The sequence below is a fragment of the Enterobacter sp. PTB genome (assembly GCF_051130085.1).
GTDB lineage: Bacteria > Pseudomonadota > Gammaproteobacteria > Enterobacterales > Enterobacteriaceae > Enterobacter > Enterobacter ludwigii.
In genome coordinates this window covers 1-25,380 of record NZ_JBDKEE010000021.1, presented here as the reverse complement: position 1 = coordinate 25,380, position 25,380 = coordinate 1, and the positions used below count along the sequence as shown (strand labels likewise).

23 protein-coding genes and 1 tRNA gene are annotated in these 25,380 nt (G+C 54.7%); 6 read left to right on the top strand and 18 right to left on the bottom strand.

Going from position 1 to position 25,380, the window contains the following annotated elements; genetic code table 11:
* Position 1: 1 nt before the first annotated feature.
* From rffC to trxA, 7 genes are all read right to left on the bottom strand, one after another.
* Positions 2 to 679, bottom strand: coding sequence for a dTDP-4-amino-4,6-dideoxy-D-galactose acyltransferase (gene rffC, locus AAIR21_RS21105; protein ID WP_014172151.1), 678 nt, complete (start codon positions 677 to 679; stop codon positions 2 to 4).
* Entirely contained in the window at positions 676 to 1,938 is a 1,263-nt protein-coding gene (gene wecC / locus AAIR21_RS21100; protein ID WP_025202775.1) for a UDP-N-acetyl-D-mannosamine dehydrogenase, read from the bottom strand. Before wecC ends, rffC begins: the two co-directional genes overlap by 4 nt.
* Positions 1,935 to 3,065 (bottom strand): non-hydrolyzing UDP-N-acetylglucosamine 2-epimerase, encoded by a 1,131-nt coding sequence (gene wecB, locus AAIR21_RS21095; RefSeq protein ID WP_014172153.1) that lies wholly within the window; start codon positions 3,063 to 3,065, stop codon positions 1,935 to 1,937. Before wecB ends, wecC begins: the two co-directional genes overlap by 4 nt.
* A gap of 56 nt (positions 3,066 to 3,121) precedes the next feature.
* Positions 3,122 to 4,168 (bottom strand): ECA polysaccharide chain length modulation protein, encoded by a 1,047-nt coding sequence (wzzE, locus tag AAIR21_RS21090; RefSeq protein WP_020882894.1) that lies wholly within the window; start codon positions 4,166 to 4,168, stop codon positions 3,122 to 3,124.
* Positions 4,169 to 4,181: 13 nt separating this feature from the next.
* On the bottom strand, positions 4,182 to 5,285 hold the full coding sequence (gene wecA, locus AAIR21_RS21085) for a UDP-N-acetylglucosamine--undecaprenyl-phosphate N-acetylglucosaminephosphotransferase (RefSeq protein ID WP_014172155.1): 1,104 nt from the start codon (positions 5,283 to 5,285) through the stop codon (positions 4,182 to 4,184).
* Positions 5,286 to 5,527: 242 nt separating this feature from the next.
* Complete coding sequence (gene rho, locus AAIR21_RS21080) at positions 5,528 to 6,787, bottom strand: transcription termination factor Rho (RefSeq protein WP_008501566.1); 1,260 nt, start codon at positions 6,785 to 6,787, stop codon at positions 5,528 to 5,530.
* A 341-nt stretch (positions 6,788 to 7,128) separates the two neighbouring features.
* Positions 7,129 to 7,458, bottom strand: a complete 330-nt coding sequence (trxA, locus tag AAIR21_RS21075) for a thioredoxin TrxA (protein WP_004386384.1) — start codon at positions 7,456 to 7,458, stop codon at positions 7,129 to 7,131.
* Positions 7,459 to 7,602: 144 nt separating this feature from the next.
* Here trxA and rhlB point away from each other — a divergent pair, with 144 nt between their 5' ends.
* Positions 7,603 to 8,868: an ATP-dependent RNA helicase RhlB gene (gene rhlB, locus AAIR21_RS21070; RefSeq protein ID WP_014172158.1), complete on the top strand. Its 1,266-nt coding sequence runs from the start codon at positions 7,603 to 7,605 to the stop codon at positions 8,866 to 8,868.
* A gap of 6 nt (positions 8,869 to 8,874) precedes the next feature.
* Entirely contained in the window at positions 8,875 to 10,359 is a 1,485-nt protein-coding gene (gppA, locus tag AAIR21_RS21065) for a guanosine-5'-triphosphate,3'-diphosphate diphosphatase (protein WP_183516924.1), read from the top strand.
* 48 nt (positions 10,360 to 10,407) lie between these two features.
* On the opposite strand, the gene rep is transcribed toward gppA, so the two are convergent.
* A complete protein-coding gene (gene rep / locus AAIR21_RS21060) occupies positions 10,408 to 12,432 on the bottom strand; it encodes a DNA helicase Rep (protein ID WP_014172160.1) in 2,025 nt (674 codons plus the stop codon).
* A gap of 85 nt (positions 12,433 to 12,517) precedes the next feature.
* Here rep and ppiC point away from each other — a divergent pair, with 85 nt between their 5' ends.
* Complete coding sequence (gene ppiC, locus AAIR21_RS21055; RefSeq protein ID WP_008501570.1) at positions 12,518 to 12,799, top strand: peptidylprolyl isomerase PpiC; 282 nt, start codon at positions 12,518 to 12,520, stop codon at positions 12,797 to 12,799.
* A 68-nt stretch (positions 12,800 to 12,867) separates the two neighbouring features.
* Here the strand turns inward: ppiC and ilvC are convergent, their stop codons facing one another.
* Positions 12,868 to 14,343: a ketol-acid reductoisomerase gene (gene ilvC / locus AAIR21_RS21050; protein ID WP_014172161.1), complete on the bottom strand. Its 1,476-nt coding sequence runs from the start codon at positions 14,341 to 14,343 to the stop codon at positions 12,868 to 12,870.
* A 153-nt stretch (positions 14,344 to 14,496) separates the two neighbouring features.
* Here ilvC and ilvY point away from each other — a divergent pair, with 153 nt between their 5' ends.
* Positions 14,497 to 15,387 (top strand): HTH-type transcriptional activator IlvY, encoded by an 891-nt coding sequence (gene ilvY / locus AAIR21_RS21045; RefSeq protein ID WP_020882896.1) that lies wholly within the window; start codon positions 14,497 to 14,499, stop codon positions 15,385 to 15,387.
* Here ilvY and ilvA read toward each other — a convergent pair.
* The 7 genes from ilvA to ilvL form a co-directional block, all read right to left on the bottom strand.
* On the bottom strand, positions 15,384 to 16,928 hold the full coding sequence (ilvA, locus tag AAIR21_RS21040; protein WP_025202773.1) for a threonine ammonia-lyase, biosynthetic: 1,545 nt from the start codon (positions 16,926 to 16,928) through the stop codon (positions 15,384 to 15,386). The genes ilvY and ilvA overlap by 4 nt on opposite strands.
* 2 nt (positions 16,929 to 16,930) lie before the next feature.
* Positions 16,931 to 18,781, bottom strand: coding sequence for a dihydroxy-acid dehydratase (gene ilvD, locus AAIR21_RS21035; RefSeq protein WP_020882897.1), 1,851 nt, complete (start codon positions 18,779 to 18,781; stop codon positions 16,931 to 16,933).
* A gap of 60 nt (positions 18,782 to 18,841) precedes the next feature.
* Complete coding sequence (ilvE, locus tag AAIR21_RS21030) at positions 18,842 to 19,771, bottom strand: branched-chain-amino-acid transaminase (protein WP_020882898.1); 930 nt, start codon at positions 19,769 to 19,771, stop codon at positions 18,842 to 18,844.
* An 18-nt stretch (positions 19,772 to 19,789) separates the two neighbouring features.
* On the bottom strand, positions 19,790 to 20,053 hold the full coding sequence (ilvM, locus tag AAIR21_RS21025; RefSeq protein ID WP_014172166.1) for an acetolactate synthase 2 small subunit: 264 nt from the start codon (positions 20,051 to 20,053) through the stop codon (positions 19,790 to 19,792).
* Positions 20,050 to 21,696, bottom strand: coding sequence for an acetolactate synthase 2 catalytic subunit (gene ilvG, locus AAIR21_RS21020; protein ID WP_014172167.1), 1,647 nt, complete (start codon positions 21,694 to 21,696; stop codon positions 20,050 to 20,052). The genes ilvM and ilvG overlap by 4 nt, the downstream gene beginning before the upstream one ends.
* Positions 21,697 to 21,698: 2 nt before the next feature.
* On the bottom strand, positions 21,699 to 21,749 hold the full coding sequence (gene ilvX, locus AAIR21_RS21015; RefSeq protein WP_102046757.1) for a peptide IlvX: 51 nt from the start codon (positions 21,747 to 21,749) through the stop codon (positions 21,699 to 21,701).
* An 86-nt stretch (positions 21,750 to 21,835) separates the two neighbouring features.
* A complete protein-coding gene (gene ilvL, locus AAIR21_RS21010) occupies positions 21,836 to 21,934 on the bottom strand; it encodes an ilv operon leader peptide (RefSeq protein ID WP_001311244.1) in 99 nt (32 codons plus the stop codon).
* A gap of 339 nt (positions 21,935 to 22,273) precedes the next feature.
* Here ilvL and AAIR21_RS21005 point away from each other — a divergent pair, with 339 nt between their 5' ends.
* Entirely contained in the window at positions 22,274 to 23,794 is a 1,521-nt protein-coding gene (locus AAIR21_RS21005; protein ID WP_020882899.1) for a YifB family Mg chelatase-like AAA ATPase, read from the top strand.
* Positions 23,795 to 23,821: 27 nt separating this feature from the next.
* On the opposite strand, the gene AAIR21_RS21000 is transcribed toward AAIR21_RS21005, so the two are convergent.
* Positions 23,822 to 24,160 carry a DUF413 domain-containing protein gene (locus tag AAIR21_RS21000; protein ID WP_014172168.1) on the bottom strand — a complete coding sequence of 113 codons (339 nt, stop codon included), beginning with the start codon at positions 24,158 to 24,160 and terminating at the stop codon, positions 23,822 to 23,824.
* 118 nt (positions 24,161 to 24,278) lie between these two features.
* On the opposite strand from AAIR21_RS21000, the gene hdfR reads away from it, so the two are divergent.
* Entirely contained in the window at positions 24,279 to 25,100 is an 822-nt protein-coding gene (hdfR, locus tag AAIR21_RS20995; RefSeq protein WP_014172169.1) for an HTH-type transcriptional regulator HdfR, read from the top strand.
* Between the two features lie 98 nt (positions 25,101 to 25,198).
* Here the strand turns inward: hdfR and AAIR21_RS20990 are convergent.
* A tRNA-Trp gene (locus AAIR21_RS20990) sits at positions 25,199 to 25,274 on the bottom strand.
* Positions 25,275 to 25,380: the final 106 nt, after the last annotated feature.

Sequence of the window (25,380 nt, the reverse complement as noted above, 5' to 3'; positions counted from 1 at the left end):
GTCACCTGTATAACCAGTAAGCGGTGGCGTCGATGTTGGCACCACTCGCGATATAACGTTTAAGCGCGGCGGTGTTACCCATCTGGGTTGCCACCCGCAGAGTCAAAAGCTGTTGCTGCTGCGCCCAGTGAAGCGCCGCCTGCATGAGTTTTTCGCCCATGCCGCGCCCGGCTAATAAACCAATACGCCCCTCGTTCGCGTTGAGCTTACGAAGCGAGACAAATCCCTCAATCTGGCCGTCTGCAGTGCGAAACACCAGGCACACATGGTCAAAGGTGCCTTTTACCGCGTTCTCAACCCACTGGGCGTAGAAACGCCCACTGTCGTCCGGTGCATACCACGGTGCGCGAAAACGGCTCCGGGCAAACGCCTGCGCCGCCATCTGACGCAGCGCGGGGATATCCTGCTCCGTTGCCACTTCCGCACCGGGCGAATCATGGCGGGCGAGCGTAAGGGACAGATCAACCTCGCCTTCAACCAGCTGAAAACCTTGTTGCTGGAGCGCATCGAGCAGGTCGGCACGGTCTGCGGGGATCCTGGCCTGTACCCGCGGCCAGGCGGTGAAGTCGGCGTCAGTCAGAACCGGCGCATCGTCGCGCAGGCGCACGATGGCTGATGGCAGACCAAAAAAGGCACTCTCCCACTCAAGGGACTCGAGAACCCCCTTCAGGTGGCTCAACGCCAGACACCTTTCGTATCAACCACGTACTGTTGGCGTACGGCATCACCGGACGTCGCTTTAAATTCTTTATGATCCACCAGCAGCACCAGCACATCCGCCGTCGCCAGCGCCTCATCCAGCGCGGTCAACGTACAGTGGCCCGCCAGTTTTGCCGGCAGTTCATGAATATTGGGTTCAACCACCAGCGTTTCGCCGGTGTGCCAGCCAGCGATCATCTCTGCAATCTCCATCGCCGGGCTTTCGCGTAAGTCGTCAATATTCGGTTTGAATGCCAGACCAAAGCAGGCAATTTTCAGCTCACTGGCGCGTTTGCCGCTCTCAGCCAGACAGTCCGCTACGGTGGCTTTCACCTGACTGAGCACCCAGTGTGGCTTGCTGTCATTCACTTCACGCGCGGTGCGGATCAGGCGGGCCTGCGCCGGGTTTTGCGCCACAATAAACCACGGGTCGACAGCGATACAGTGACCGCCCACGCCCGGGCCAGGCTGGAGGATATTCACGCGCGGATGGCGATTCGCCAGGCTAATCAACTCCCAGACGTTAATCCCCTGATCGGCGCAAATCAGCGACAGTTCATTCGCGAAGGCGATATTCACGTCCCGGAAACTGTTTTCCGTGAGCTTGCACATTTCAGCGGTGCGGGAGTTGGTCACCACACATTCGCCTTCAAGGAAAATCTTGTAAAGCGCGCTGGCGCGTGCAGAACAGACTGGCGTCATGCCACCGATCACGCGATCGTTTTTAATCAGCTCTACCATCACCTGACCTGGCAGCACGCGCTCAGGACAGTAAGCAATATTGATATCAGCTTGCTCGCCCGCCTGCTGCGGGAAGCGTAAGTCAGGTCGGGCTTGCGCCAGCCACTGCGCCATCTGTTCGGTAGCACCGACGGGCGAAGTGGATTCCAGAATCACCAGAGCCCCTTTTTTCAGGACCGGTGCAATCGATTTTGCCGCCGCTTCGACGTAAGCCATGTCGGGCTCATGGTCGCCTTTAAAGGGGGTTGGCACCGCAATAAGATATGCATCTGCCTCGACCGGCGTCGTGCTGGCACGCAGGAATCCGCCATCAACCGCCTCTTTCACCACGCGGTCGAGATCGGGCTCCACGATATGAATTTCGCCACGGTTAATGGTTTCCACCGCACGCGCGTTGATATCCACGCCCACAACCTGTTTTTGACGGGAGGCAAACGCTGCCGCTGTGGGCAAGCCAATGTAGCCAAGACCAATGACAGAGATGGTAGTAAAACTCATAGCGATACCCGATTGTGTTTAAGTGCATGCAAAATACGGCCACAAGCCTGCCCATCGCCATACGGGTTATGGGCCCGGCTCATCGCCTGATACTCTTCGTCGTCGTGAAGCAGGCGCGTCACCTCTTCGACGATCAGCTGTGCATTGGTGCCGACCAGACGTACCGTGCCCGCTTTCACCGCTTCCGGGCGTTCAGTCGTTTCACGCATGACCAGCACAGGCTTGCCGAGAGACGGCGCCTCTTCCTGAATACCACCGGAATCGGTCAGGATCAGCCAGGCGTGGTTCATCAGCCAGACAAACGGCAAGTAGTCCTGCGGTTCAATCAGCAGGACGTTTTCTATATGCCCAAGGATACGGTTGACCGGCTCGCTGACGTTAGGATTAAGGTGCACCGGGTAGACAATCTGCACATCCTGATTCTGCGCGGCGATTTCCGCCAGGGCATGACAGATTTGCTCAAAGCCGCGTCCAAAGCTCTCGCGACGATGGCCGGTGACCAGAATGGTTTTTTTGCCATTGTTCAGGAAGGGGTAGCGTGCGGCGAGTTCTTTCTGAAGATCGTTGTTTGACAGCACGCGGTCACGAACCCAAATCAGGGCATCAATCACCGTATTCCCGGTGACAAAGATTTTGTTGTCGGCAATATTTTCACGCAGCAGGTTCTGTCGTGAATTTTCGGTGGGCGCAAAATGGTACATCGCCAGATGGCCGGTGAGTGTGCGGTTGGCCTCTTCGGGCCACGGCGAATAAAGGTTGCCGGTACGCAGACCCGCCTCAACATGGCCGACAGGAATTCGCTGGTAAAACGCAGCCAGGCTGGTTGCCACCGTGGTGGTGGTATCGCCATGCACCAGAACCACGTCAGGTTTGAAGGACTCCAGAATCGGCTTGAGCTCTTGCAGAATACGGCAGGTTATCTCCGTTAACCCCTGCCCCGGTTTCATAATATTGAGATCGTAATCCGGGACGATAGAAAAGAGAGTTAAGACCTGATCGAGCATCTCACGGTGTTGGGCAGTGACGCACACTTTCGCTTCAATATCAGGATCACTGGCCAGCGCATGAACCAGAGGTGCCATCTTAATGGCCTCCGGCCTGGTGCCAAATACGGTAAGTACTTTCACATCGATTCTCTTCGATTAAACGATGAAGGCCGCAGCCTTCATCGTAGACGGCGTTCTTAGTTAGTGCGACGACGCGTTAACGCCACGCCTGCGCCAGTCAGTGCACCCACAATCCCCCACATGATCATCAGGAATGCGCGGCGCGGACTATCGCGTTTTACAGGTTCTTCAGGCGTTCGCAAATAACGATAGGTCTGAAAACGCGGGTCCATTGTTGGACCGACATTCAGGGTGTTCAGCATCGCGCGGTTTTGATCGTAGTCGAGGTCAAAATCAGGGCCAACGGCCTGGAGGTTTTCCAGTCGAGCCTGCAGCATTGGGCGCCCGAGAAGAAACATTTCTGAATCAGGCAGTTCATCTGCCGGCACGTCCGTCTCGGTGCGGGAAATATTGTGCTGTTCGGCAATTTTCAGCGCCTGCTCAATATTGTGTACACGGCGGGCGAAGATGGCTTTAGCCACCTCTTCCTGACGTTTAACCTGCGCTTTCATCTGGATAGTACGGGCAGCCCAGGCACCTTTCAGCTCTTCATTAAGGTGGCTTGCCGCACGCTGGCTGGCAAAGGCAACGTACTGGCGCAACAGGTTATTGGCATCCGGCGCGGTTTCGGCAATCAGTTTGACGCTGTCGTTGACGTTACGCAGCGCATCTCCCGGCATAAACTGAATGTTGTTAATCATGTCATCCAGCAGCGCGGCATCGGCTTTACTGTTGCCCACCATCCGTTGCTTGTAATAATCCGTCTGGCTCCAGAAATCACGGCGCGTATCCCAGGAAGCCAGCTGCATCACAAACTCTTTATAGGCCTCATCCATGACGGAAGCCTGATCTGGGGTGGCCAGATTGGCTTTGATATCCAGGTTACGCAGGAACTGCTGCTGGGAATAGAACCCCCCGAGCATATTAACCGTTGGTTTATCAGTGATTGCCGTAGCGCTCCACTCTTGTTTTGCAAAGAAGGTGTAGGCCAGCGCTAACAATGCAAACCCCAGCGCGATCCCCGCAATCCAAAGTTTGCCTGCCCACAACACGCGAAACAAACCCCGAATATCCAGCTCATTCTCAGTTACCACTGATTTCGCTCCCGCCAACGGTTGAGTCATCATAGTCCCGGTTTTACTTAGTTAATGTTGTATTGTTGCCACTGTTGCGACGCATCCTGCGTTTAAGACGTTTAATAAACCGCGCCACTTTCCATGCGCGCTTAATGCAGTAGCCGTACAGGAAAAACGCTAGCAAGAATAATACCAACATGACCCATTCAGGGATGAAATGAGCATATTCCGCAGCCACCCCAATTGCCGCCAGAATAGCGGCAGCCAGGGTAATCAGCACAAACGCCTGACGTGAAGTAAAACCGGCACGCATGATGAGATGGTGAATATGCTGGCGATCGGGAGAGAAAGGACTCATTCCTTTACGCAGACGACGATACATAATCGCCACCATATCCATTAGCGGAATGGCAATAATCCACAGCGCTGTTACCGGGCTAATCGGGTGGGTTTTACCCTGAGTAGTCTCCAGCAAAATCCAGATAACGGTAAAGCCGATCAGCGTACTGCCCGCATCACCCATAAACACTTTATAGCGACGACCGAGCGCACCGAGATTTAAGAGGATATAAGGCAGAATGGCGGCAATCATGGCAAAACACCACATCGACAGGCTGTACTGACCATCGAACCATAAAATGATGCCGATTGCGGCAAACGAAACCGACGACAATCCACCGAGCAGGCCGTCAATACCATCCACCATGTTGAAAGCATTTATCGCCGCCCAGACGGCAAACAGTGTCAGGAAGAAGCCAAAGGGCCCCAGTACTAACTCCCAGGGTCCGAACACATAACCGAGGCTTCTCAGATATAGCCCACCAACGACCATCATGATAACGCCAATGGCGGCCTGGACGGTGGCGCGAATTTTTACCGCGATATCGAACCGATCATCCAGCGCCCCGACTAACACCAGGACACCGGCGCAGGCAAGGTAGAGGGCGGCGTGTGGAATATAATAATCCGCAATACCAAACGTGAAACAGATACCAGCGTAAACAGAAATCCCTCCAACCAGAGGAATAAGTCCCTGATGACGTTTACGAAAATTAGGCTTATCCACCAACCCTATTCTTTTGGCCACCTTACGCGCGATGAACAAAAAACAGGTTGTGAATAAAAAAATACTGATTAGCTCAGTAACGGCGGTGAGTAGATTCACAATGGATTGCTCTCAACAAAAGTTAGTCCCGGAAGTATAACCATGAAGCCCCTGCCTCAGAAGTAATAAAGAAGGCTTCTTACAACTCCCTTTGTATATTTTTCAATCAATTATTTCGTTAACTGCACAAACAGTCTTATTGTCGCACTGACTGGTCTGAAATGGGAGTCTGCATTAATAGCGTATAAGCCATAAAAGAAAAACGCCACGTAAAAACGTGGCGCTTGCTGGCTTTATTTGCGTTACGAGCGTTTCATCATATCGAAGAAATCGTCGTTAGTTTTGGTCATCGCCAGTTTGTTAATGAGGAACTCCATTGCGTCGATTTCACCCATTGGATGGATGATTTTGCGCAGGATCCACATTTTCTGCAGCTCTTCCTGGGTGGTGAGCAGCTCTTCTTTACGGGTACCGGAACGGTTATAGTCGATAGCCGGGAAGACGCGTTTCTCAGCAATTTTACGAGAGAGGTGCAGTTCCATGTTACCTGTACCTTTAAACTCTTCGTAAATAACTTCGTCCATTTTGGAACCCGTATCGATCAGCGCCGTAGCGATGATGGTCAGGCTGCCGCCCTCTTCCACGTTACGTGCCGCACCGAAGAAGCGCTTTGGACGATGCAGGGCGTTAGCGTCCACACCCCCCGTCAGCACTTTACCGGAAGCCGGAACGACGGTGTTGTAGGCACGCGCCAGACGGGTGATGGAGTCGAGCAGGATGATCACGTCTTTCTTGTGTTCAACCAGGCGTTTCGCCTTCTCGATAACCATTTCCGCAACCTGAACGTGGCGAGATGCGGGTTCGTCAAAGGTAGAAGCAACCACTTCACCTTTAACCAGACGCTGCATCTCGGTCACTTCTTCCGGACGTTCGTCAATCAGCAGTACCATCAGTACGCAGTCTGGGTGGTTATAAGCGATGCTCTGCGCGATATTCTGCAGCAGCATGGTTTTACCCGCTTTTGGCGGTGCGACGATCAGACCACGCTGGCCACGACCGATTGGCGATGCCAGATCCAGGACGCGAGCGGTTAAATCTTCAGTTGAGCCGTTACCACGCTCCATGCGCAGGCGAGAGTTCGCGTGCAGCGGCGTTAAGTTCTCAAACAGGATCTTATTGCGGGAGTTTTCCGGTTTGTCGAAGTTAACTTCATTCACTTTCAACAGCGCAAAGTAGCGTTCACCCTCTTTTGGAGGACGAATCTTACCTGAAATGGTGTCACCAGTGCGGAGGTTGAAACGGCGGATTTGGCTAGGGGATACGTAGATGTCGTCAGGGCCGGCGAGGTAGGAGCTGTCTGCAGAGCGGAGGAAACCAAATCCGTCTTGCAATATCTCCAGCACACCGTCGCCAAAGATATCTTCGCCACTCTTAGCGTGCTGCTTCAGGATGGCGAAAATGATGTCCTGCTTGCGCATACGAGCCTGGTTTTCCAGCCCCATATTTTCGCCGAGAGTGATCAGCTCAGAAACCGGCGTATTCTTTAATTCGGTAAGATTCATAATGGTGTGGGTTCTTAAACTCGGGGTGATACTCGAACTTAATGTTGTGAATGGTATGGCAGGGTCATCCATGCCTGTTTAGCGGCCATCAACTCATGTCTGTTCGCTGTCTGGTCACAGGGAAAAAACGCAGAACTGAAACGACAAGACGGATTGAGTGACAAGCCCGGAATTTAGCAACTTCACGCACTGTTTGTGTCAACAACGGGAAGTATCGGGTAAAACAAGATTCAAACAACAAGATATGTTTAAAACGAAGTCATAGCTAACTTAGCACGACTTCAGCCGGGCGTCCAGAGTTCCACATAATTTAGGCGCTCTGGACGCGCAGCAAAGAAACCTTACGCCAGGTTAGCGTCGAGGAACTCTTTCAGTTGACCTTTGGACAGTGCGCCCACTTTGGTCGCTGCCACTTCGCCGTTTTTGAACAGCAGCAGGGTCGGAATGCCACGGATACCGTATTTTGGTGCAGTGCCCGGGTTCTGGTCGATGTTCAGCTTGGCAACGGTCAGTTTGCCCTGATATTCGTCAGCGATCTCATCCAGAATCGGGGCGATCATTTTGCAAGGACCACACCATTCAGCCCAGAAATCGACGAGTGTCAGCCCGTCAGCCTTAAGTACGTCCGTGTCAAAACTGTCGTCAGTCAGGTGAATAATTTTATCGCTCATATATAACTCCACAGGAATAAGCCTGGTGCGTTGGTTTCGCCCTCATCAACGACGTGTTGATGTCGCATTAACCAACTAAAGGTTGACTTTATTTCACCGGATACGCTTTCGTAAAGCAATAGTAAGCTGATATTCTACCACACTATGAGCAAAACACATTTAACAGAACAGAAGTTTTCCGACTTCGCCCTGCACCCAAAAGTGATCGAAGCCCTTGAAAATAAAGGGTTTCATAACTGCACGCCCATTCAGGCTCTCGCCCTGCCGCTGACGCTGGCGGGACGTGACGTAGCAGGACAGGCGCAAACCGGTACTGGCAAAACGATGGCGTTTTTAACGTCAACGTTTCATTATTTACTTTCTCATCCAGCGATTGCAGACCGCAAAGTTAACCAGCCGCGCGCGCTAATTATGGCCCCGACGCGAGAACTGGCGGTACAGATCCACGCAGACGCTGAACCCCTGATGCAGGCTACGGGCCTGAAAATCGGCCTGGCTTATGGCGGCGATGGTTACGATAAGCAGCTGAAAGTGCTGGAAAGCGGTGTGGATATCCTGATCGGTACCACCGGCCGTCTTATCGACTACGCAAAACAGAACCACATTAACCTTGGTGCCATCCAGGTTGTGGTGCTGGATGAAGCTGACCGTATGTACGATCTGGGCTTCATTAAAGATATCCGCTGGCTGTTCCGCCGCATGCCACCCGCGAATCAGCGCCTCAACATGCTGTTCTCTGCGACCCTGTCGTATCGCGTACGCGAGCTGGCATTCGAGCAGATGAACAACGCCGAATATGTGGAAGTGGAACCCGAGCAGAAAACCGGCCACCGTATCAAAGAAGAACTCTTCTATCCTTCCAATGAAGAGAAAATGCGTCTGCTGCAAACGCTGATTGAAGAAGAGTGGCCAGACCGCGCCATTATCTTCGCGAACACCAAGCACCGCTGTGAAGATATCTGGGGCCATCTGGCTGCAGATGGTCACCGTGTTGGCCTGCTGACGGGCGATGTCGCGCAGAAAAAACGCCTGCGTATTCTTGAAGAATTCACCCGTGGCGATCTCGATATTCTGGTCGCCACCGACGTCGCAGCGCGCGGCCTGCACATTCCAGCCGTTACGCACGTCTTTAACTATGACCTGCCGGATGACTGCGAAGACTATGTACACCGTATCGGTCGTACCGGTCGTGCGGGTGCAAGCGGCCACTCTATCAGCCTCGCGTGTGAAGAGTATGCGCTGAACCTGCCGGCGATTGAGACGTACATCGGCCATTCTATTCCGGTGAGTAAGTACAACCCGGATGCGCTATTAAGCGAACTGCCGCCGGCTAAGCGCCTTACCCGCGCCCGTTCCGGCAATGGCCCGCGTCGATCTGGCGCGCCGCGTAATCGTCGTCGCTCAGGTTAAAAAATTATGCTCAGCTCCACCTCGCTTTATGCGGCAATTGATCTCGGTTCGAATAGTTTTCATATGCTGGTTGTGCGCGAGGTGGCGGGAAGCATACAAACGCTGACGCGCATTAAGCGCAAGGTCCGCCTCGCGGCGGGCCTGAGCAGCGATAATCACCTCTCTCCTGAAGCCATGGAACGTGGCTGGCAGTGCCTGCGACTCTTTGCAGAGCGTCTGCAGGATATCCCGCATTCCCAAATCACCGTCGTCGCCACAGCGACACTCCGCCTGGCGGTTAACGCCGTGGATTTTATTGCCAAAGCGCAGGAAATTCTCGGTTGTCCGGTGCAGGTTATCAGCGGTGAAGAAGAAGCGCGCCTGATTTATCAGGGCGTTGCGCACACCACGGGAGGCGACGATCGTCGTCTGGTTGTGGATATCGGGGGCGCCAGTACCGAACTCGTGACCGGCACCGGTGCGCAGGCAACGTCGCTATTCAGCCTGTCGATGGGTTGCGTAACCTGGCTTGAGCGCTACTTTACTGACCGCAATCTGGGTCAGGAGAACTTCGACGAGGCGGAAACTGCCGCACGCGAGGTGTTACGCCCGGTGATGGACGAACTGCGCTACCACGGCTGGAAAGTCTGCGTGGGGGCCTCCGGTACCGTGCAGGCATTGCAGGAAATTATGATGGCGCAGGGCATGGATGAGCGGATCACGCTTGCCAAGCTTCAGCAGCTTAAACAGCGGGCCATTCAGTGCGGGCGTCTGGAAGAGCTGGAAATTGAAGGACTGACGCTTGAACGCGCGCTGGTATTCCCGAGCGGGCTCGCGATCCTGATCGCCATCTTCACCGAGCTGAACATCAAATGTATGACGCTGGCGGGCGGCGCGCTGCGTGAAGGTCTGGTCTACGGGATGTTGCACCTGTCGGTCGATCAGGACATTCGCAGCCGTACCCTGCGAAACGTGCAGCGTCGTTTCCTGGTTGATATCGATCAGGCAGGCCGCGTGGCACAGCTGGCGTCACGCTTCGCCGATGATGTGGCTAATGCCTGGGATCTGGACCCTTTGAGTCGTGATCTGCTGCTAAGTGCCTGTGCACTGCATGAAATCGGGTTGAGCATTGATTTTAAACAGGCTCCAGCTCATGCCGCTTATCTGGTGCGTAACCTTGATTTACCCGGCTATACCCCTGCGCAAAAAAAGTTGCTGGCAACGCTGCTGCTGAACCAGACCAACGCCGTTGACCTCTCCTCTTTGCATCAGCAAAACGCCGTACCGCCGCGCGTAGCCGAGCATATGTGCCGCCTGCTGCGTCTGGCTATTTTGTTTGCCAGCCGCCGCCGCGATGATTTGCTGCCGGCACTCAATCTGGTGGCGGATGACGAAAAGCTTTCGCTGACGTTGCCGGAAAACTGGCTGGATAATCATCCGCTTGGGGCGGAGATGGTCGAGCAGGAGTGTCAGTGGCAAAGCTACGTACACTGGGTGCTTGAGGTGAAATAACAGGGCGGACATGCCCGGTAGCGCTACGCTTGCCGGGCGTGTAACAACCTACCCCTTCTCTTTGGCTTTCGCCAGCATGGCGCGGATGTTAGCGACGTTCGCCTGCCCCTTATGCATCCGCTCTTCAGCCGTAATCACTTTACGCTCCTGCTCCCAGATGAGGTCGTCCTGCGGAAGTTCCAGCAGGAAACGGCTCGGCTCCGGGCGCACCAGTTCGCCATATTGTCTACGCTCTTTGCACAGCGTGAAGGTCAGCTCTTTCTGAGCGCGCGTGATGCCTACATAGGCCAGACGGCGCTCCTCATCGACGTTATCTTCATCAATGCTGCTCTGGTGCGGCAGTAACCCCTCTTCCATGCCAACCAGATAGACATACGGGAATTCCAGACCTTTTGATGCATGCAGCGTCATCAGCTGAACCTGATCGGCCTCTTCTTCGCTCTCGCCGCGCTCCATCATATCGCGCAGGGTAAAGCGGGTAACCACCTGCGTCAGGGTCATCGGTTCATCAATCTCCGAGCCTTCCAGCATTTCAGTCATCCAGCTGAACAGCTGGTTAACGTTTTTCATGCGCATCTCGGCCGCTTTCGGACTGGCGGAGGTTTCATACAGCCAGGACTCGTAGTCGATACCGTGGATAAGGTCGCGCACGGCGGCGATAGGTTCGCGCTCTGCCAGCCGCTGCACTTCACCAAGCCAGTGGGTAAAGCGGGTTAATGAATCGTAGCCGCGTCCGGTGAGTGTCTGACTCAGCCCCATATCGAAGCTGGCAGTAAACAGACTCTTATTACGCGTCATCGCCCACTCGCCAAGCTTTTGTAGCGTCGCCGGGCCAATTTCCCGTTTCGGGGTATTCACGATACGCAGAAACGCGCTGTCATCATCCGGGTTAGTGAGCACACGCAGGTAGGCCAGAAGATCTTTGATTTCGGGCCGCGAGAAAAAGGAGGTCCCGCCCGAAATTTTGTACGGGATGCGGTTTTGCATCAGCATCTTTTCAAAGACGCGTGACTGATGGTTGCCGCGATAGAGGATCGCATAGTCTTTGTATTCGGTTTTATTGACGAAGTGGTGGGCGATGAGTTCGCCTGTGACCCGCTCCGCTTCGTGCTCTTCATTGTTGGCGCTGAGCACTTTTAGCTCTGTACCGTAACCCAGTTCGGAGAACAGGCGTTTTTCGAACACGTGCGGGTTGTTGGCGATCAGGATATTCGCGGCTTTAAGGATACGCCCGGAGGAACGGTAGTTCTGCTCCAGTTTGATCACCTGCAGCGCCGGGAAATCTTTGCTCAGCAGGACCAGGTTTTGCGGACGCGCACCGCGCCAGGAGTAAATGGACTGATCGTCATCACCGACCACCGTGAAACGCGCGCGCTGTCCCACCAGCAGTTTCACCAGTTCATACTGGCTGGTATTGGTGTCCTGATACTCATCCACCAGCAGGTAGCGGATTTTATTCTGCCAGCGCTCACGCACCTCTTCATTACGCTGCAGCAGTAGCGTGGGAAGCAGGATCAGGTCGTCGAAATCCAGCACGTTACAGGCTTTCATATGCGCATCGTACAGACCGTAGCAGTGGGCGAAGATCCGATCCCGCTCGCCTTTGGCGATCGCCGCGGCCTGGGCCGGGGTCATCAGATCGTTTTTCCAGTTGGAGATCGTTGAGATCAGCTGCTGCAGCAGAACCTTATCATCTTCGATCAGCCCCTCGGTGAGCTCCTTGAGCAGGGCCACCTGGTCGGTATCGTCAAACAGTGAGAAGTTGGATTTCATCCCCAGCGCGGCATATTCACGTTTGATGATATCCAGCCCCAGCGTATGGAAGGTGGAAATCATCAGACCGCGCGCCTCTTTACGCCCCAGCGTCTGGCCGACACGCTCTTTCATCTCGCGCGCTGCTTTGTTGGTGAACGTCACCGCCGCGATGTGGCGAGCCTGATACCCGCAGCCGCGGATCAGGTGGGCAATCTTATTGGTAATGACGCGCGTTTTGCCGGATCCCGCGCCCGCCAGCACCAGACAGGGTCCAGTGACAAATTCGACGGCTTGTTGTTGTCCGGGGTTTAAACGCATAAATGATCACTCAATGAAAGTCAGGAGGGGAGAATAACAGCGTGGTAGTATAGCGAGCCTAATCCATACCACTCAAGGCACGATCATGGCAAAAACCGCGGCAGCACTGCATATCCTTGTAAAAGAAGAAAAACTGGCTCTGGATCTTCTCGAGCAGATCAAAAACGGCGCCGACTTCGGCAAACTGGCGAAGAAACACTCTATTTGTCCGTCAGGTAAACGCGGCGGTGATTTAGGTGAATTCCGTCAGGGTCAAATGGTTCCGGCGTTCGATAAAGTGGTCTTTTCCTGCCCGGTGCTGGAACCCACAGGCCCACTGCACACGCAGTTTGGCTACCATGTTATTAAGGTTCTGTACCGCAAATAACAGCAAGGCCTTCTCTCAGAGAAGGCCTTGTACGTTTAGTCAGGTCAGGGCATCAGCCCGCCCGGGTATTAACCTGCTACCGCGATACGTTTCATATCGGTCATGTAGCCACGCAGTTTCTGGCCCACTTTCTCGATTTCATGGCCGCGAATGGCTTCGTTTACATCACGCAGCTGCGCGTTATCCACTGCACCTTCCGCAATCGCTTTGCCCAGGTCGCCCGGCTGCAGAGTCGTCATGAACTCTTTCAGCAGCGGTACGCAAGCGTAAGAGAACAGGTAGTTACCGTACTCGGCGGTATCAGAGATAACCACGTTCATTTCGTACAGACGCTTACGGGCGATGGTGTTCGCAATCAGCGGCAGCTCGTGCAGTGATTCATAGTAGGCAGACTCTTCGATGATGCCGGAATCCACCATGGTTTCGAACGCCAGCTCAACGCCAGCTTTCACCATCGCAATCATCAGAACGCCTTTATCGAAGTACTCCTGCTCGCCGATTTTACCTTCAAACTGTGGGGCGGTTTCAAAAGCGGTTTTACCGGTCTCTTCACGCCAGGTCAGCAGTTTCTTATCGTCGTTAGCCCAGTCCGCCATCATGCCGGAAGAGAACTCGCCGGAGATAATGTCGTCCATATGTTTCTGGAACAGCGGTGCCATGATCGTTTTCAGCTGTTCAGACAGCGCGTAAGCACGCAGTTTCGCCGGGTTGGACAGACGGTCCATCATCAGCGTGATACCGCCCTGCTTCAGCGCTTCGGTGATCGTTTCCCAGCCGAACTGAATTAGTTTTTCTGCGTATGCCGGGTCTGTACCCTCTTCCACCAGCTTGTCGAAGCACAGCAGAGAGCCCGCCTGCAGCATACCGCACAGGATGGTTTGCTCACCCATCAGGTCAGATTTTACTTCCGCGACGAAAGACGATTCCAGAACGCCCGCACGGTGGCCACCCGTTGCTGCAGCCCATGCTTTGGCGATCGCCATACCTTCACCTTTGGGATCGTTTTCCGGGTGAACGGCGATAAGCGTTGGCACGCCGAAGCCACGTTTGTACTCTTCACGTACTTCTGTACCCGGGCACTTCGGTGCCACCATCACAACGGTGATGTCTTTACGGATCTGCTCGCCCACTTCAACGATGTTAAAGCCGTGGGAGTAACCCAACGCCGCACCGTCTTTCATCAGCGGCTGCACGGAACGCACAACGTCAGAGTGCTGTTTGTCTGGCGTCAGGTTAACCACCAGGTCTGCCTGGGGGATCAGTTCTTCGTAGGTACCGACTTTAAAACCGTTTTCGGTCGCTTTGCGCCAGGACGCACGCTTCTCAGCAATCGCTTCTTTACGCAGGGCATAGGAGATATCCAGACCGGAGTCACGCATGTTCAGGCCCTGGTTCAGACCCTGGGCGCCGCAGCCGACGATGACCACTTTTTTACCCTGAAGGTAGCTCGCGCCATCGGCAAATTCGTCGCGCGCCATAAAGCGGCATTTGCCCAGCTGCGCCAGCTGCTGGCGCAAATTCAGTGTATTAAAGTAGTTAGCCATAATGGACTCCGTGATGTTGTGTTGTTGTGCTTATTGTTCGGTTCGCTTTTGCGAGAATGAACTTACTATATGACAGGAAATTTATTGCGGAAATTGATATATTCACAACGTCACGTTGCAATATTTGCAATGTAAAAAGGGGGAGTGAAATCAGTGGATTTACGCGATCTGAAAATGTTCCTGCATCTGGCGGAAAGCCGTCACTTTGGGCGCAGCGCCCGGGCGATGCACGTCAGTCCCTCCACGCTTTCGCGCCAGATCCAGCGCCTTGAGGAAGACCTCGGTCAGCCCCTGTTTGTACGCGACAACCGCACCGTCACCCTGACGGAAGCCGGTGAGGAGTTACGGGTCTTTGCCCAACAAACGCTGCTGCAGTATCAACAGCTGCGACACACCATTGACCAGAAAGGGCCATCGCTGTCCGGCGAGCTGCATATTTTCTGCTCCGTGACCGCGGCCTATAGCCATCTGCCGCCGATTCTTGACCGTTTTCGCGCAGAACAACCGTCGGTGGAAATTAAACTCACCACCGGTGATGCCGCCGACGCAATGGAAAAAGTGGTGACAGGCGAGGCGGATCTCGCCATTGCCGGGAAACCCGAAACCCTGCCAGGCGCTGTCGCGTTCTCAATGCTGGAGAACCTGGCGGTCGTGTTGATTGCCCCCGCGTTACCCTGCCCGGTGCGTAATCAGGTGTCGGTGGAAAAACCGGACTGGTCCACGGTGCCTTTTATCATGGCCGATCAGGGGCCGGTGCGCCGACGTATTGAGCTCTGGTTTCGTCGCCAGAAGATCAGCAACCCGTCGATTTACGCGACGGTTGGCGGGCATGAGGCGATGGTGTCAATGGTGGCGCTGGGCTGCGGCGTGGCACTGCTGCCGGAAGTGGTCCTGGAGAACAGCCCGGAACCGGTGCGTAATCGCGTGATGATTCTGGAGCGCAGCGACGAAAAAACGCCGTTTGAGCTTGGCGTATGCGCACAAAAAAAGCGGCTGCAGGAGCCGCTTATTGATGCCTTCTGGCAGATACTGCCTAACCACTAGCCCGCCAGGAAGAACCTGAACGCCGGGTTATGGGTTTCATCGTGACACTCATAGCCCAACTCATTCAGCCGCGTTTCGAAATCAGGCTCGTGCTCGCCCAGTTCGAAGGCGGCCAGCACGCGTCCATAATCGGTACCGTGGCTGCGGTAGTGGAACAGAGAGATGTTCCAGTGCGTGCCCAGCGTATGCAGGAACTTGAGCAACGCGCCCGGTGACTCCGGGAACTCGAAGCTGTAGAGACGTTCCTGCAGCGGCTTCGACGGACGCCCGCCCACCATATAACGCACGTGCAGTTTCGCCATCTCATCGTCGGAGAGATCCACGACGCTGTAACCACCTTCGTGGAGCAGGTGGAGGATCTCTTTACGCTCTTCGAGCCCACGGCTTAACCGTACGCCGACAAAAATGCAGGCATCTCGTGCGTCGGCAAAACGGTAGTTAAACTCCGTGACTGAACGGCCGCCCAGCAGCTGACAAAACTTCAGGAAGCTGCCCTTCTCTTCCGGAATGGTAACCGCCAGCAGCGCTTCGCGTTGCTCACCCAGCTCGCAGCGTTCGGAAACATAGCGCAGACCGTGGAAGTTCACGTTGGCACCAGAAAGGACATGCGCCAGACGCTCGCCGCGGATGTTGTGCTGCGCGATGTATTTCTTCATCCCCGCCAGCGCCAGCGCGCCGGAAGGTTCCGCTACCGCACGCACATCTTCGAACAGATCTTTCATTGCGGCGCAAATGGCGTCGCTGTCGACGGTGATAATATCGTCGAGATACTCCTGGCAAAGACGGAAGGTTTCATCGCCAATGCGTTTAACCGCCACGCCTTCAGCAAACAGCCCGACGCGTGGTAAGTCCACCGGATGACCGGCATCCAGCGCCGCTTTCAGACAGGCCGAGTCTTCCGCCTCAACGGCAATCACTTTGATTTGCGGCATCAGCTGTTTGATCAGCACCGCTACGCCCGCCGCGAGGCCGCCACCGCCAACCGGCACGAAGACGCGGTCGAGATGCGCATCCTGCTGCAGCAGCTCAAGCGCCAGCGTCCCCTGCCCGGCAATGACCATCGGATGATCGAACGGCGGCACCCAGGTAAACCCCTGTTGCTGCGCCAGCTCTATCGCTTTTGCTTTGGCTTCGTCAAAGTTTGCGCCGTGGAGCAACACTTCACCGCCGAAACCGCGTACGGCATCCACTTTGATATCGGCAGTAGCAACCGGCATAACAATCAGCGCTTTCAGCCCCAGGCGCGCAGAGGAGAACGCGACGCCCTGCGCGTGGTTGCCCGCAGAGGCGGTAATTACCCCCCGCGCTTTTTGCTCGTCGGTCAACCCGGCCATCATCGCGTAGGCGCCACGCAGCTTGAAGCTGTGTACCGGCTGGCGGTCTTCGCGTTTCACCAGAATCACGTTATCGAGGCGCGAGGAGAGTTTCTCCATTTTCTGCAGCGGCGTAACCTGCACGGCTTCATAGACCGGTGCACGTAGCACCGCCCTGAGGTATTCCGCCCCCTCAGGGGCGGCGGATAACGGTTGCGACTCGGCCATCATTAGCCCCCAAGTTTCGATTTGTCGCGCACCGCGCCTTTATCTGCACTGGTGGCAAGGCTCGCATAGGCACGCAGGGCGAAGGAGACGTCGCGCTGGCGATCTTTTGGCGTCCAGGCTTTGTCACCGCGAGCTTCCTGGGCTTCACGACGCGCCGCAATCTCCTGGTCGCTCAGTTTCAACTGAATACCGCGATTCGGGATATCAATTTCGATCAGGTCGCCATCTTCAATAATCGCGATGTTGCCGCCGCTTGCCGCTTCCGGTGACACGTGGCCAATGGAGAGACCAGACGTACCGCCAGAGAAACGTCCGTCGGTGATCAGCGCACAGGCTTTACCGAGGCCCATGGATTTCAGGAAGGTAGTGGGATAGAGCATCTCCTGCATACCCGGCCCGCCTTTCGGCCCTTCGTAGCGAATGACAACCACGTCGCCTTCCACCACTTTACCACCGAGAATAGCCTCTACCGCGTCGTCCTGGCTTTCGTACACTTTTGCCGGGCCGGTGAATTTGAGAATGCTGTCATCCACGCCTGCGGTTTTTACAATACAGCCGTTTTCTGCAAAGTTACCGTAGAGCACGGCCAGACCGCCGTCCTTGCTGTAGGCATGTTCCAGTGAGCGAATACAGCCTTCTGCACGATCGTCATCCAGCGTGTCCCAGCGGCAATCCTGTGAGAAGGCCTGGGTGGTACGAATACCTGCCGGGCCGGCGCGGAACATCTTTTTCACCGCATCGTCTTTCGTGAGCATGACGTCGTATTTGTCCAGCGACTCCGGCAGCGTCAGGCCGAGCACGTTTTTGACGTTGCGGTTCAGCAGCCCGGCGCGATCCAGCTCACCGAGAATACCCAGTACGCCACCCGCACGGTGGACATCTTCCATGTGGTATTTCTGAGTACTCGGCGCAACTTTACAGAGCTGCGGTACTTTGCGGGACAGCTTGTCGATATCGCTCATGGTGAAGTCGATTTCAGCCTCCTGCGCAGCGGCCAGCAGGTGGAGAACGGTGTTGGTGGAACCGCCCATGGCGATATCCAGCGTCATGGCATTTTCAAACGCGGCTTTGCTGGCGATATTACGCGGCAGCGCGCTTTCATCATCTTGCTCGTAGTAGCGTTTGGTCAGCTCAACGATGCGTTTACCGGCATTGAGGAACAGCTGTTTACGGTCGGCGTGGGTCGCCAGCAGCGAGCCGTTGCCCGGCTGAGACAGACCCAGCGCTTCGGTCAGACAGTTCATGGAGTTCGCGGTGAACATACCTGAGCAGGAGCCACAGGTTGGACACGCAGAACGTTCAACCTGATCGCTTTGCTCATCAGAAACTTTTGGATCCGCGCCCTGAATCATCGCATCGACCAGGTCGAGCTTGATGATTTTATCGGAAAGCTTGGTTTTACCCGCTTCCATTGGACCGCCGGAGACGAAGATCACCGGAATGTTCAGACGCAGGGAAGCCATCAGCATCCCTGGGGTAATTTTGTCGCAGTTGGAGATACAAACCATGGCATCCGCGCAATGGGCGTTCACCATATACTCCACCGAGTCGGCGATCAGCTCACGCGACGGCAGTGAATAGAGCATACCCCCGTGACCCATCGCGATACCGTCATCCACCGCAATGGTGTTGAACTCTTTCGCCACACCGCCGGAGGCTTCGATTTGCTCGGCAACGAGTTTGCCGAGATCGCGCAGGTGCACGTGGCCCGGCACAAACTGGGTGAAGGAGTTCACCACGGCGATAATAGGCTTACCGAAATCGGCGTCGGTCATCCCGGTGGCGCGCCACAGTGCGCGGGCACCCGCCATGTTACGGCCATGAGTGGTGGTGGCGGAACGATACTTAGGCATGCTTTATTTACTCCCGTCTGACTATTGAATGGGACGGTGCGTGCCGTCCCATATTTATGCTTATTGATTAACCTGATCCAGCCAGCCGTATTTATCTTCCGTTTCACCGGTGAAGAGGCCAAAGAAGGCTTGCTGAATACGTTTGGTGACCGGACCACAGCGGCCAGCACCAACCTGAATACCGTCTACGCTACGAACTGGCGTAATTTCCGCCGCGGTACCGGACATGAACACTTCATCGGCCAGGTACAGGGATTCGCGGGACAGGACCTGCTCACGGACTTCGATACCCAAATCTTTTGCCAGCTTGATGATGGCGTCACGGGTAATGCCCGGCAGAGCGGAAGAGGTAAATGGCGGCGTAAACAGAATGCCGTCTTTCACTTCGAACAGGTTTTCACCTGCACCTTCAGAGATATAGCCATTCACGTCCAGCGCGATACCTTCCTGATAACCGTGACGGCGCGCTTCGCTTCCGACCAGCAGTGAGGAGAGGTAGTTACCGCCCGCTTTTGCCGCCGTCGGGATCGTGTTTGGTGCCACGCGGTTCCAGGAAGAAACCATTGCGTCGATCCCCTGCTCCAGGGCTTCAGCCCCCAGATAAGCACCCCACGGGAACGCAGCAATGATCACATCGGTGGTATAACCGGCTGGCGGGTTCACGCCCATGCCCACATCACCTACAAACACCAGCGGACGAATATAGGCACTGGTGAGGTTGTTCTTACGAATCACGTCGCGGCAGGCTTCCATCAGCTCATCCACGCTCTGAGAAACCGGGAAACGATAAATTTTGGCTGAGTCATGCAGACGCTGCATGTGTTCGCGATGACGGAACACCACTGGCCCTTTGTGTGAGTCGTAGCAACGGATACCTTCGAAGACAGAGGTACCGTAATGCAGCGCGTGGGACATAACGTGGACTTTCGCGTCCTCCCAGCGAACCATCTCACCATTGAACCAAATGAAATCAGCTTTTTTTGTCGTCATTTTCTCTTCCTGTCGCGCTTAAGCACGGATCTGTTGTGATGTGGTTGTGCTCTGGCAGATGGCAACATGTGCAACGTCTACCAGTTTTGTTAACTGACTAAACAGTAAGTCGACCGACCGCGGGCTGGCAACGGTTAATTCGATACTGATATTTTGAGCATCAGTGGCCGTCTCCATATTCATAGAGCAAATCTGAAAGCCACGGTGACGTACCACACGCAAAACGCGTTCTAATGTCTCTGGATTGAAGCGAGCCTGCACGGCGACCTGATGTTGCATCATGATAATTTCTCCAGCATTTGTGAGTTACTGGCACCTGGCGGTACCAACGGCCAGACATTCTCAAGCTCGTCGATTGAGACATGAAGCAGGTACGGCCCTTCGCTTGACAGCATGGTGTCGAGTGCCGCTTCAACCTGGTCTTTACGGGTGATGTGCTGGCCAGGGATACCAAAGGCGCTGGCCAGAATGAGGAAATCGGGGTTATCCGTCAGGGTAGTCTCACTGTAGCGTTCCTGGAAAAACAGCTGTTGCCACTGACGAACCATTCCTAAACGCTGGTTATCGAGCAAGACGATTTTCAACGGTAACTGCTTGCGCTTAACGGTGCCCAGCTCCTGAACGTTCATCATGAAAGAGCCGTCACCGGAGATACAGATAACCGTATCGTTCGGGCGGGCAACCTGCGCCCCTACCGCGGCAGGGAGACCGAAGCCCATCGTCCCTAAGCCGCTGGAGGTAATGAAGTTTTCCGGGCGCGTGTAAGTCATGTGCTGCGCTGACCACATCTGGTGTTGGCCTACATCCGTCGTGACCACACAGTCTGCCGGTTTACGGTCGGACAATTGCTTTAACAGCAGTGGCGCATAGATGGCGTCACCAGGATGGTCGTAACGCCAGGTATGTTCAACGCGCATATCGGCGGTGTGCTGACGCCATGCGTCGATTTTCAGAGGCTGCTGTAAAGCCGGTAATAACGCGTTGAGATTGCCCTGCAGGGCCACATGCGCCTGACGCAGTTTGTTCATCTCCGCCGGGTCGATATCCATGTGGATCACGTTGGCATTCGGCGCGAAGGTATTCAGCTTGCCGGTGACACGATCATCAAAACGGGCACCTACGGCGATCAGCAAGTCACACGCCTGCACGGCCAGGTTCGCCGCTTTGGTACCGTGCATCCCCAGCATGCCCAGATAGTACGGATAGTCCGCATCTACCGCGCCAAGACCTTTCAACGTACAGGTGGCGGGCATTTGCGTAACCGCGATGAATTCGCGCAGGGCGGGAACGGCCTGTGCCATACCAACCCCACCCCCTACGTACAACATCGGTTGTTTAGCGTGGGCAATCATCTGCCGCGCCTCTTCCACCGCGGCGTGCGGGAATGCATCGTCGCTTTCAACGGTGGAGAAGTGCGGTTCCAGATCGCCCAGAGCAACCTGGATATCTTTCGGGATATCAACCAGAACCGGTCCAGGACGACCAGAGTTTGCCACCTCAAACGCCTCTGCCATCACACGCGGCAGCTCTTCCAGAGACTGAACGAGAAAGCTGTGTTTGGTGCAGGCCAGTGACAAGCCGAGCACGTCCACTTCCTGGAAGGCATCAGTACCAATGAGGGGCGAGGCCACCTGACCGGTGATGGCGACAACGGGAACGGAATCAAGCAGTGCATCCGCCAGGCCGGTGATCAGGTTTGTGGCGCCCGGCCCTGAGGTTGCCATGCAGACACCGGTTTTACCGGTGGCACGTGCATAGCCAATGGCGGCCATCGCAGCGCCCTGCTCGTGTCGGCACAAGAGGTGTTCCACGCCGCCGTCATACAATGCATCGTAAATCGGCATTATTGCGCCCCCCGGATAACCGAAGACAGTGTCGACTCCCTGTGCGCGCAACGCATGTACTACCCACTGTGCACCATTCATAGTTAGTTCCCCGTCATAAATCGGGAGAAACAGAATTTTGTGCTATTAGTCATTCTCTGCTCCTCGTGTAAGTTTTTTAGTCATAAAAAAACCCCCGGACCTTTCGGTGCGGGGGTCTTAGTTCGTTAAGGCTTGATTCCTAAGCCTTTCCTCGTCCAAGTGCAGCCCCGCACGGTGGGATAATAATCACCACCACGCTAATCACGACCAGGCTAATCACTCGTAGAAGGGCTGTCATTTTCAGTTCTTTTTGCATCTTGTTCGAAGGAATACCTAAAGAGGTATCACAGTTTTTAAATCAAACACAAGATTTATTTATGGCTGGCTTCGTTAGCCTGCGAATCATATTTTCTTAACGTATTGTTTTATATAAATAAATTAGATAGTGAATATTTTTCATTTTTTCAGCACGGACAGAACGGTAAGTCGCCTGTTCATTTTTTTGCGAGCAGGGTTCCACAGAAAAGAAAAGGTTACATCTTGACGTTAAAACCTCGGAAGAGGATGCGTAAATCCGCTAAATGTGGCTAAACATGCATATCGGTCACGGGCATAGTCATCTCCTGAGGAGGTGCTTATGTCACTGTCAGTTGTTTATACCCGAGCGGCCATTGGAGTAAAAGCACCGCTTATTTCGGTAGAAGTTCATCTCAGCAACGGGCTGCCCGGGCTGACGCTGGTTGGATTGCCGGAGACCACGGTAAAGGAAGCCAGAGATCGGGTGCGCAGTGCGATTATTAATAGCGGTTATACCTTTCCGGCAAAGAAAATCACCATCAACCTTGCGCCTGCAGACTTGCCTAAAGAGGGAGGGCGATATGATTTACCTATCGCTATAGCGCTCCTCGCCGCCTCTGAGCAGCTTAACAGCAGCAGACTAGGCGCATATGAGTTCATCGGTGAACTGGCGCTCACAGGCGCGCTGAGGGGCGTTCCTGGTGCCATCTCGGGTGCGCTGGAGGCCATTCGCGCAGGTCGACAAATCATTGTTGCCAATGAAAATGGTGCAGAAGTGAGCCTGATAGCCGAGAGAGGATGTCTGCTAGCCGGGCATTTACAGGAAGTGTGCGCGTATCTTGAGGGGCAACATGTGCTGTCAGAGCCGGAAGAATCAGGCGATCCCCTGGCAGAAAGCCCGGACGATCTGAGCGATATTTACGGCCAGGAGCAGGGGAAGCGGGCGCTGGAGATCACTGCTGCTGGCGGACATAACCTGTTGCTGATTGGCCCACCGGGTACAGGAAAAACGATGCTGGCGAGCAGGTTGAATGGTTTACTGCCTCCACTTAATAACCATGAAGCGCTGGAAAGCGCGGCGATATTTAGTCTGGTGGGTTCAGTGTCATTGCAAAAACAGTGGCGACGTCGCCCGTTTCGCTCTCCGCACCACAGTGCCTCACTGGCGGCCATGGTCGGCGGTGGCACCATACCAGGGCCGGGAGAGATCTCTCTGGCGCACAACGGCATCCTGTTTCTGGATGAACTGCCTGAATTTGAACGCCGCGTTCTGGATGCGCTGAGGGAGCCCATCGAATCGGGTGAGATCCACATCTCCCGTACACGCGCCAAAATAAGCTATCCCGCGCGGTTCCAGCTGGTAGCGGCAATGAACCCCAGCCCATCGGGCCATTATCAGGGCAACCACAATCGCTCCACGCCTGAACAGACGCTGCGCTACCTGGGGAAGTTATCTGGTCCTTTCCTGGATCGTTTCGATTTGTCGCTGGAAATCCCCTTGCCGCCTCCCGGCCTGCTCAGCCAGAGCAGCGCCAGAGGAGAGAGTACGGTGGAGGTTCGCGAGCGGGTTATCGCCGCGCAGGCCCGGCAGTATATGCGTCAACATAAGCTGAATGCCCGTCTGGATAACGCTGAGATTCGGCAGTTTTGTCCTCTTAAGACTGAAGATTCATGCTGGCTGGAGGATACATTGACGCGCTTTGGGCTTTCCATTCGCGCATGGCAGCGTCTTATAAAAGTCGCCCGCACCATCGCCGATGTGGAAAAGTGCCCTGACATTGAGAGGCGGCATCTGCAGGAAGCGTTAAGCTATCGTGCGATCGATCGCTTGCTCCTGCACCTGCAAAAGTTACTGGCATAAAAAAAGGGGCCACAGCCCCTTTTCTTGTTAGTCGTCAGACTCAGTGTAGTCTTCAGCACCTTCCATCTGCGGCTTACCGCCAGACAGCGTATGGAAACGCTTTGGACGCTTAATGCGTGCCATATACTTGATCCATACACGTTCTGCTTCAGACTGTGGCTCACGCTCGCCACGGCAGACTGCGACAAACTGTTTTTCGTCTTCAGTTGCAGGCTCACGTTTACCCAGATCCAGCTCGTTAAAGGCATAACCATGACGCTCAAGCATCTGCGCCTCTTTGATGGTGAAATCGCCGTGACGAGAGAACCCGCGTGGATAATTTTTATTGTCGAAAAAACGATTAGTCGTCGTAAAGCTTTCCGCCATCCTACACGCTCCTAATTCTTTGGCCGAGCTATTTATGGCGCGGAGTATTAGTTACGCTTGACAGAGTGTAAAACAAAACATTTAAATCATAACGACAAATTATTTTGCGGAGAAAGATGTGGATACGGAATTGCTAAAAACTTTCCTGGAAGTGAGCAGAACGCGCCACTTTGGGCGAGCAGCGGAAGCCCTTTACCTGACGCAGTCAGCGGTCAGTTTTCGTATTCGACAGCTGGAAAATCAACTGGGTGTGAACCTTTTTACCCGCCACCGTAACAACATACGCCTCACGCCAGCCGGTGAAAAACTGCTGCCGTATGCAGAAACACTGATGAATACCTGGCAGGCGGCACGTAAAGAGGTTGCGCACACCTCGAGGCATAACGAGTTCTCCATTGGGGCCAGCGCATCGTTGTGGGAATGTATGCTCAGTCAGTGGCTTACCCGGCTCTACCCTTCCCACAACCATTTGCAATTTGAAGCGCGGATTGCGCAACGTCAGTCGCTCGTTAAGCAACTGCACGAACGCCAGCTGGATCTTCTGATCACGACCGAAGCCCCCAAAATGGACGAATTTAGCAGCCAGATTGTTGGCCAGTTTGGCCTTGCGCTTTATGCCTCCGAGCCTTCAATGATGAAAGCCGACCTGACCTATCTGCGTCTGGAGTGGGGGCCGGATTTCCAGCAACACGAGGCGGGATTGATTGCTCCGGATGATGTGCCACAGTTAACAACCAGCTCTGCGGAGATCGCCTGTCAGCAGCTCTCCTTGCTGAAGGGGTGCACCTGGTTACCTGTTCGCTGGGCAGACACGAAACCCGGGTTGCATACCGTTGTGGACTCCACCACGCTTTCCAGACCGCTGTATGCCATCTGGCTCCAGAACAGCGATAAGCAATCGCAGATAAAAGATCTTCTGAAAATCAACATCATGGATTGATGCATGCGCCAGCAGAAATGCTGGCTGCAACGTCTGAAAAGGGGACTCGGCGTCTTTCAGGCAAAAAAAAATCCTTTGCCGAAGCAAAGGATTATATATGGCAGGGGCGGAGAGACTCGAACTCGCGACACCCGGTTTTGGAGACCGGTGCTCTACCAACTGAGCTACGCCCCTAAAGTCTTTTGCCATTAAGCCTGCCGGGTAGGCAGGCTTAATGTCTTAATAAGTGGCGGAACGGACGGGACTCGAACCCGCGACCCCCTGCGTGACAGGCAGGTAT

What these genes read in the sequence shown, in the direction of transcription:
- wecC (WP_025202775.1), bottom strand. Translation starts at nt 1,938, where the DNA reads ATGAGTTTTACTACCATCTCTGTCATTGGTCTTGGCTACATTGGCTTG.
- wzzE (WP_020882894.1), bottom strand. Translation starts at nt 4,168, where the DNA reads ATGACTCAACCGTTGGCGGGAGCGAAATCAGTGGTAACTGAGAATGAG.
- rho (WP_008501566.1), bottom strand. Translation starts at nt 6,787, where the DNA reads ATGAATCTTACCGAATTAAAGAATACGCCGGTTTCTGAGCTGATCACT.
- trxA (WP_004386384.1), bottom strand. Translation starts at nt 7,458, where the DNA reads ATGAGCGATAAAATTATTCACCTGACTGACGACAGTTTTGACACGGAC.
- rhlB (WP_014172158.1), top strand. Translation starts at nt 7,603, where the DNA reads ATGAGCAAAACACATTTAACAGAACAGAAGTTTTCCGACTTCGCCCTG.
- gppA (WP_183516924.1), top strand. Translation starts at nt 8,875, where the DNA reads ATGCTCAGCTCCACCTCGCTTTATGCGGCAATTGATCTCGGTTCGAAT.
- rep (WP_014172160.1), bottom strand. Translation starts at nt 12,432, where the DNA reads ATGCGTTTAAACCCCGGACAACAACAAGCCGTCGAATTTGTCACTGGA.
- ppiC (WP_008501570.1), top strand. Translation starts at nt 12,518, where the DNA reads ATGGCAAAAACCGCGGCAGCACTGCATATCCTTGTAAAAGAAGAAAAA.
- ilvC (WP_014172161.1), bottom strand. Translation starts at nt 14,343, where the DNA reads ATGGCTAACTACTTTAATACACTGAATTTGCGCCAGCAGCTGGCGCAG.
- ilvA (WP_025202773.1), bottom strand. Translation starts at nt 16,928, where the DNA reads ATGGCCGAGTCGCAACCGTTATCCGCCGCCCCTGAGGGGGCGGAATAC.
- ilvD (WP_020882897.1), bottom strand. Translation starts at nt 18,781, where the DNA reads ATGCCTAAGTATCGTTCCGCCACCACCACTCATGGCCGTAACATGGCG.
- ilvE (WP_020882898.1), bottom strand. Translation starts at nt 19,771, where the DNA reads ATGACGACAAAAAAAGCTGATTTCATTTGGTTCAATGGTGAGATGGTT.
- ilvM (WP_014172166.1), bottom strand. Translation starts at nt 20,053, where the DNA reads ATGATGCAACATCAGGTCGCCGTGCAGGCTCGCTTCAATCCAGAGACA.
- ilvG (WP_014172167.1), bottom strand. Translation starts at nt 21,696, where the DNA reads ATGAATGGTGCACAGTGGGTAGTACATGCGTTGCGCGCACAGGGAGTC.
- ilvL (WP_001311244.1), bottom strand. Translation starts at nt 21,934, where the DNA reads ATGACAGCCCTTCTACGAGTGATTAGCCTGGTCGTGATTAGCGTGGTG.
- AAIR21_RS21005 (WP_020882899.1), top strand. Translation starts at nt 22,274, where the DNA reads ATGTCACTGTCAGTTGTTTATACCCGAGCGGCCATTGGAGTAAAAGCA.
- AAIR21_RS21000 (WP_014172168.1), bottom strand. Translation starts at nt 24,160, where the DNA reads ATGGCGGAAAGCTTTACGACGACTAATCGTTTTTTCGACAATAAAAAT.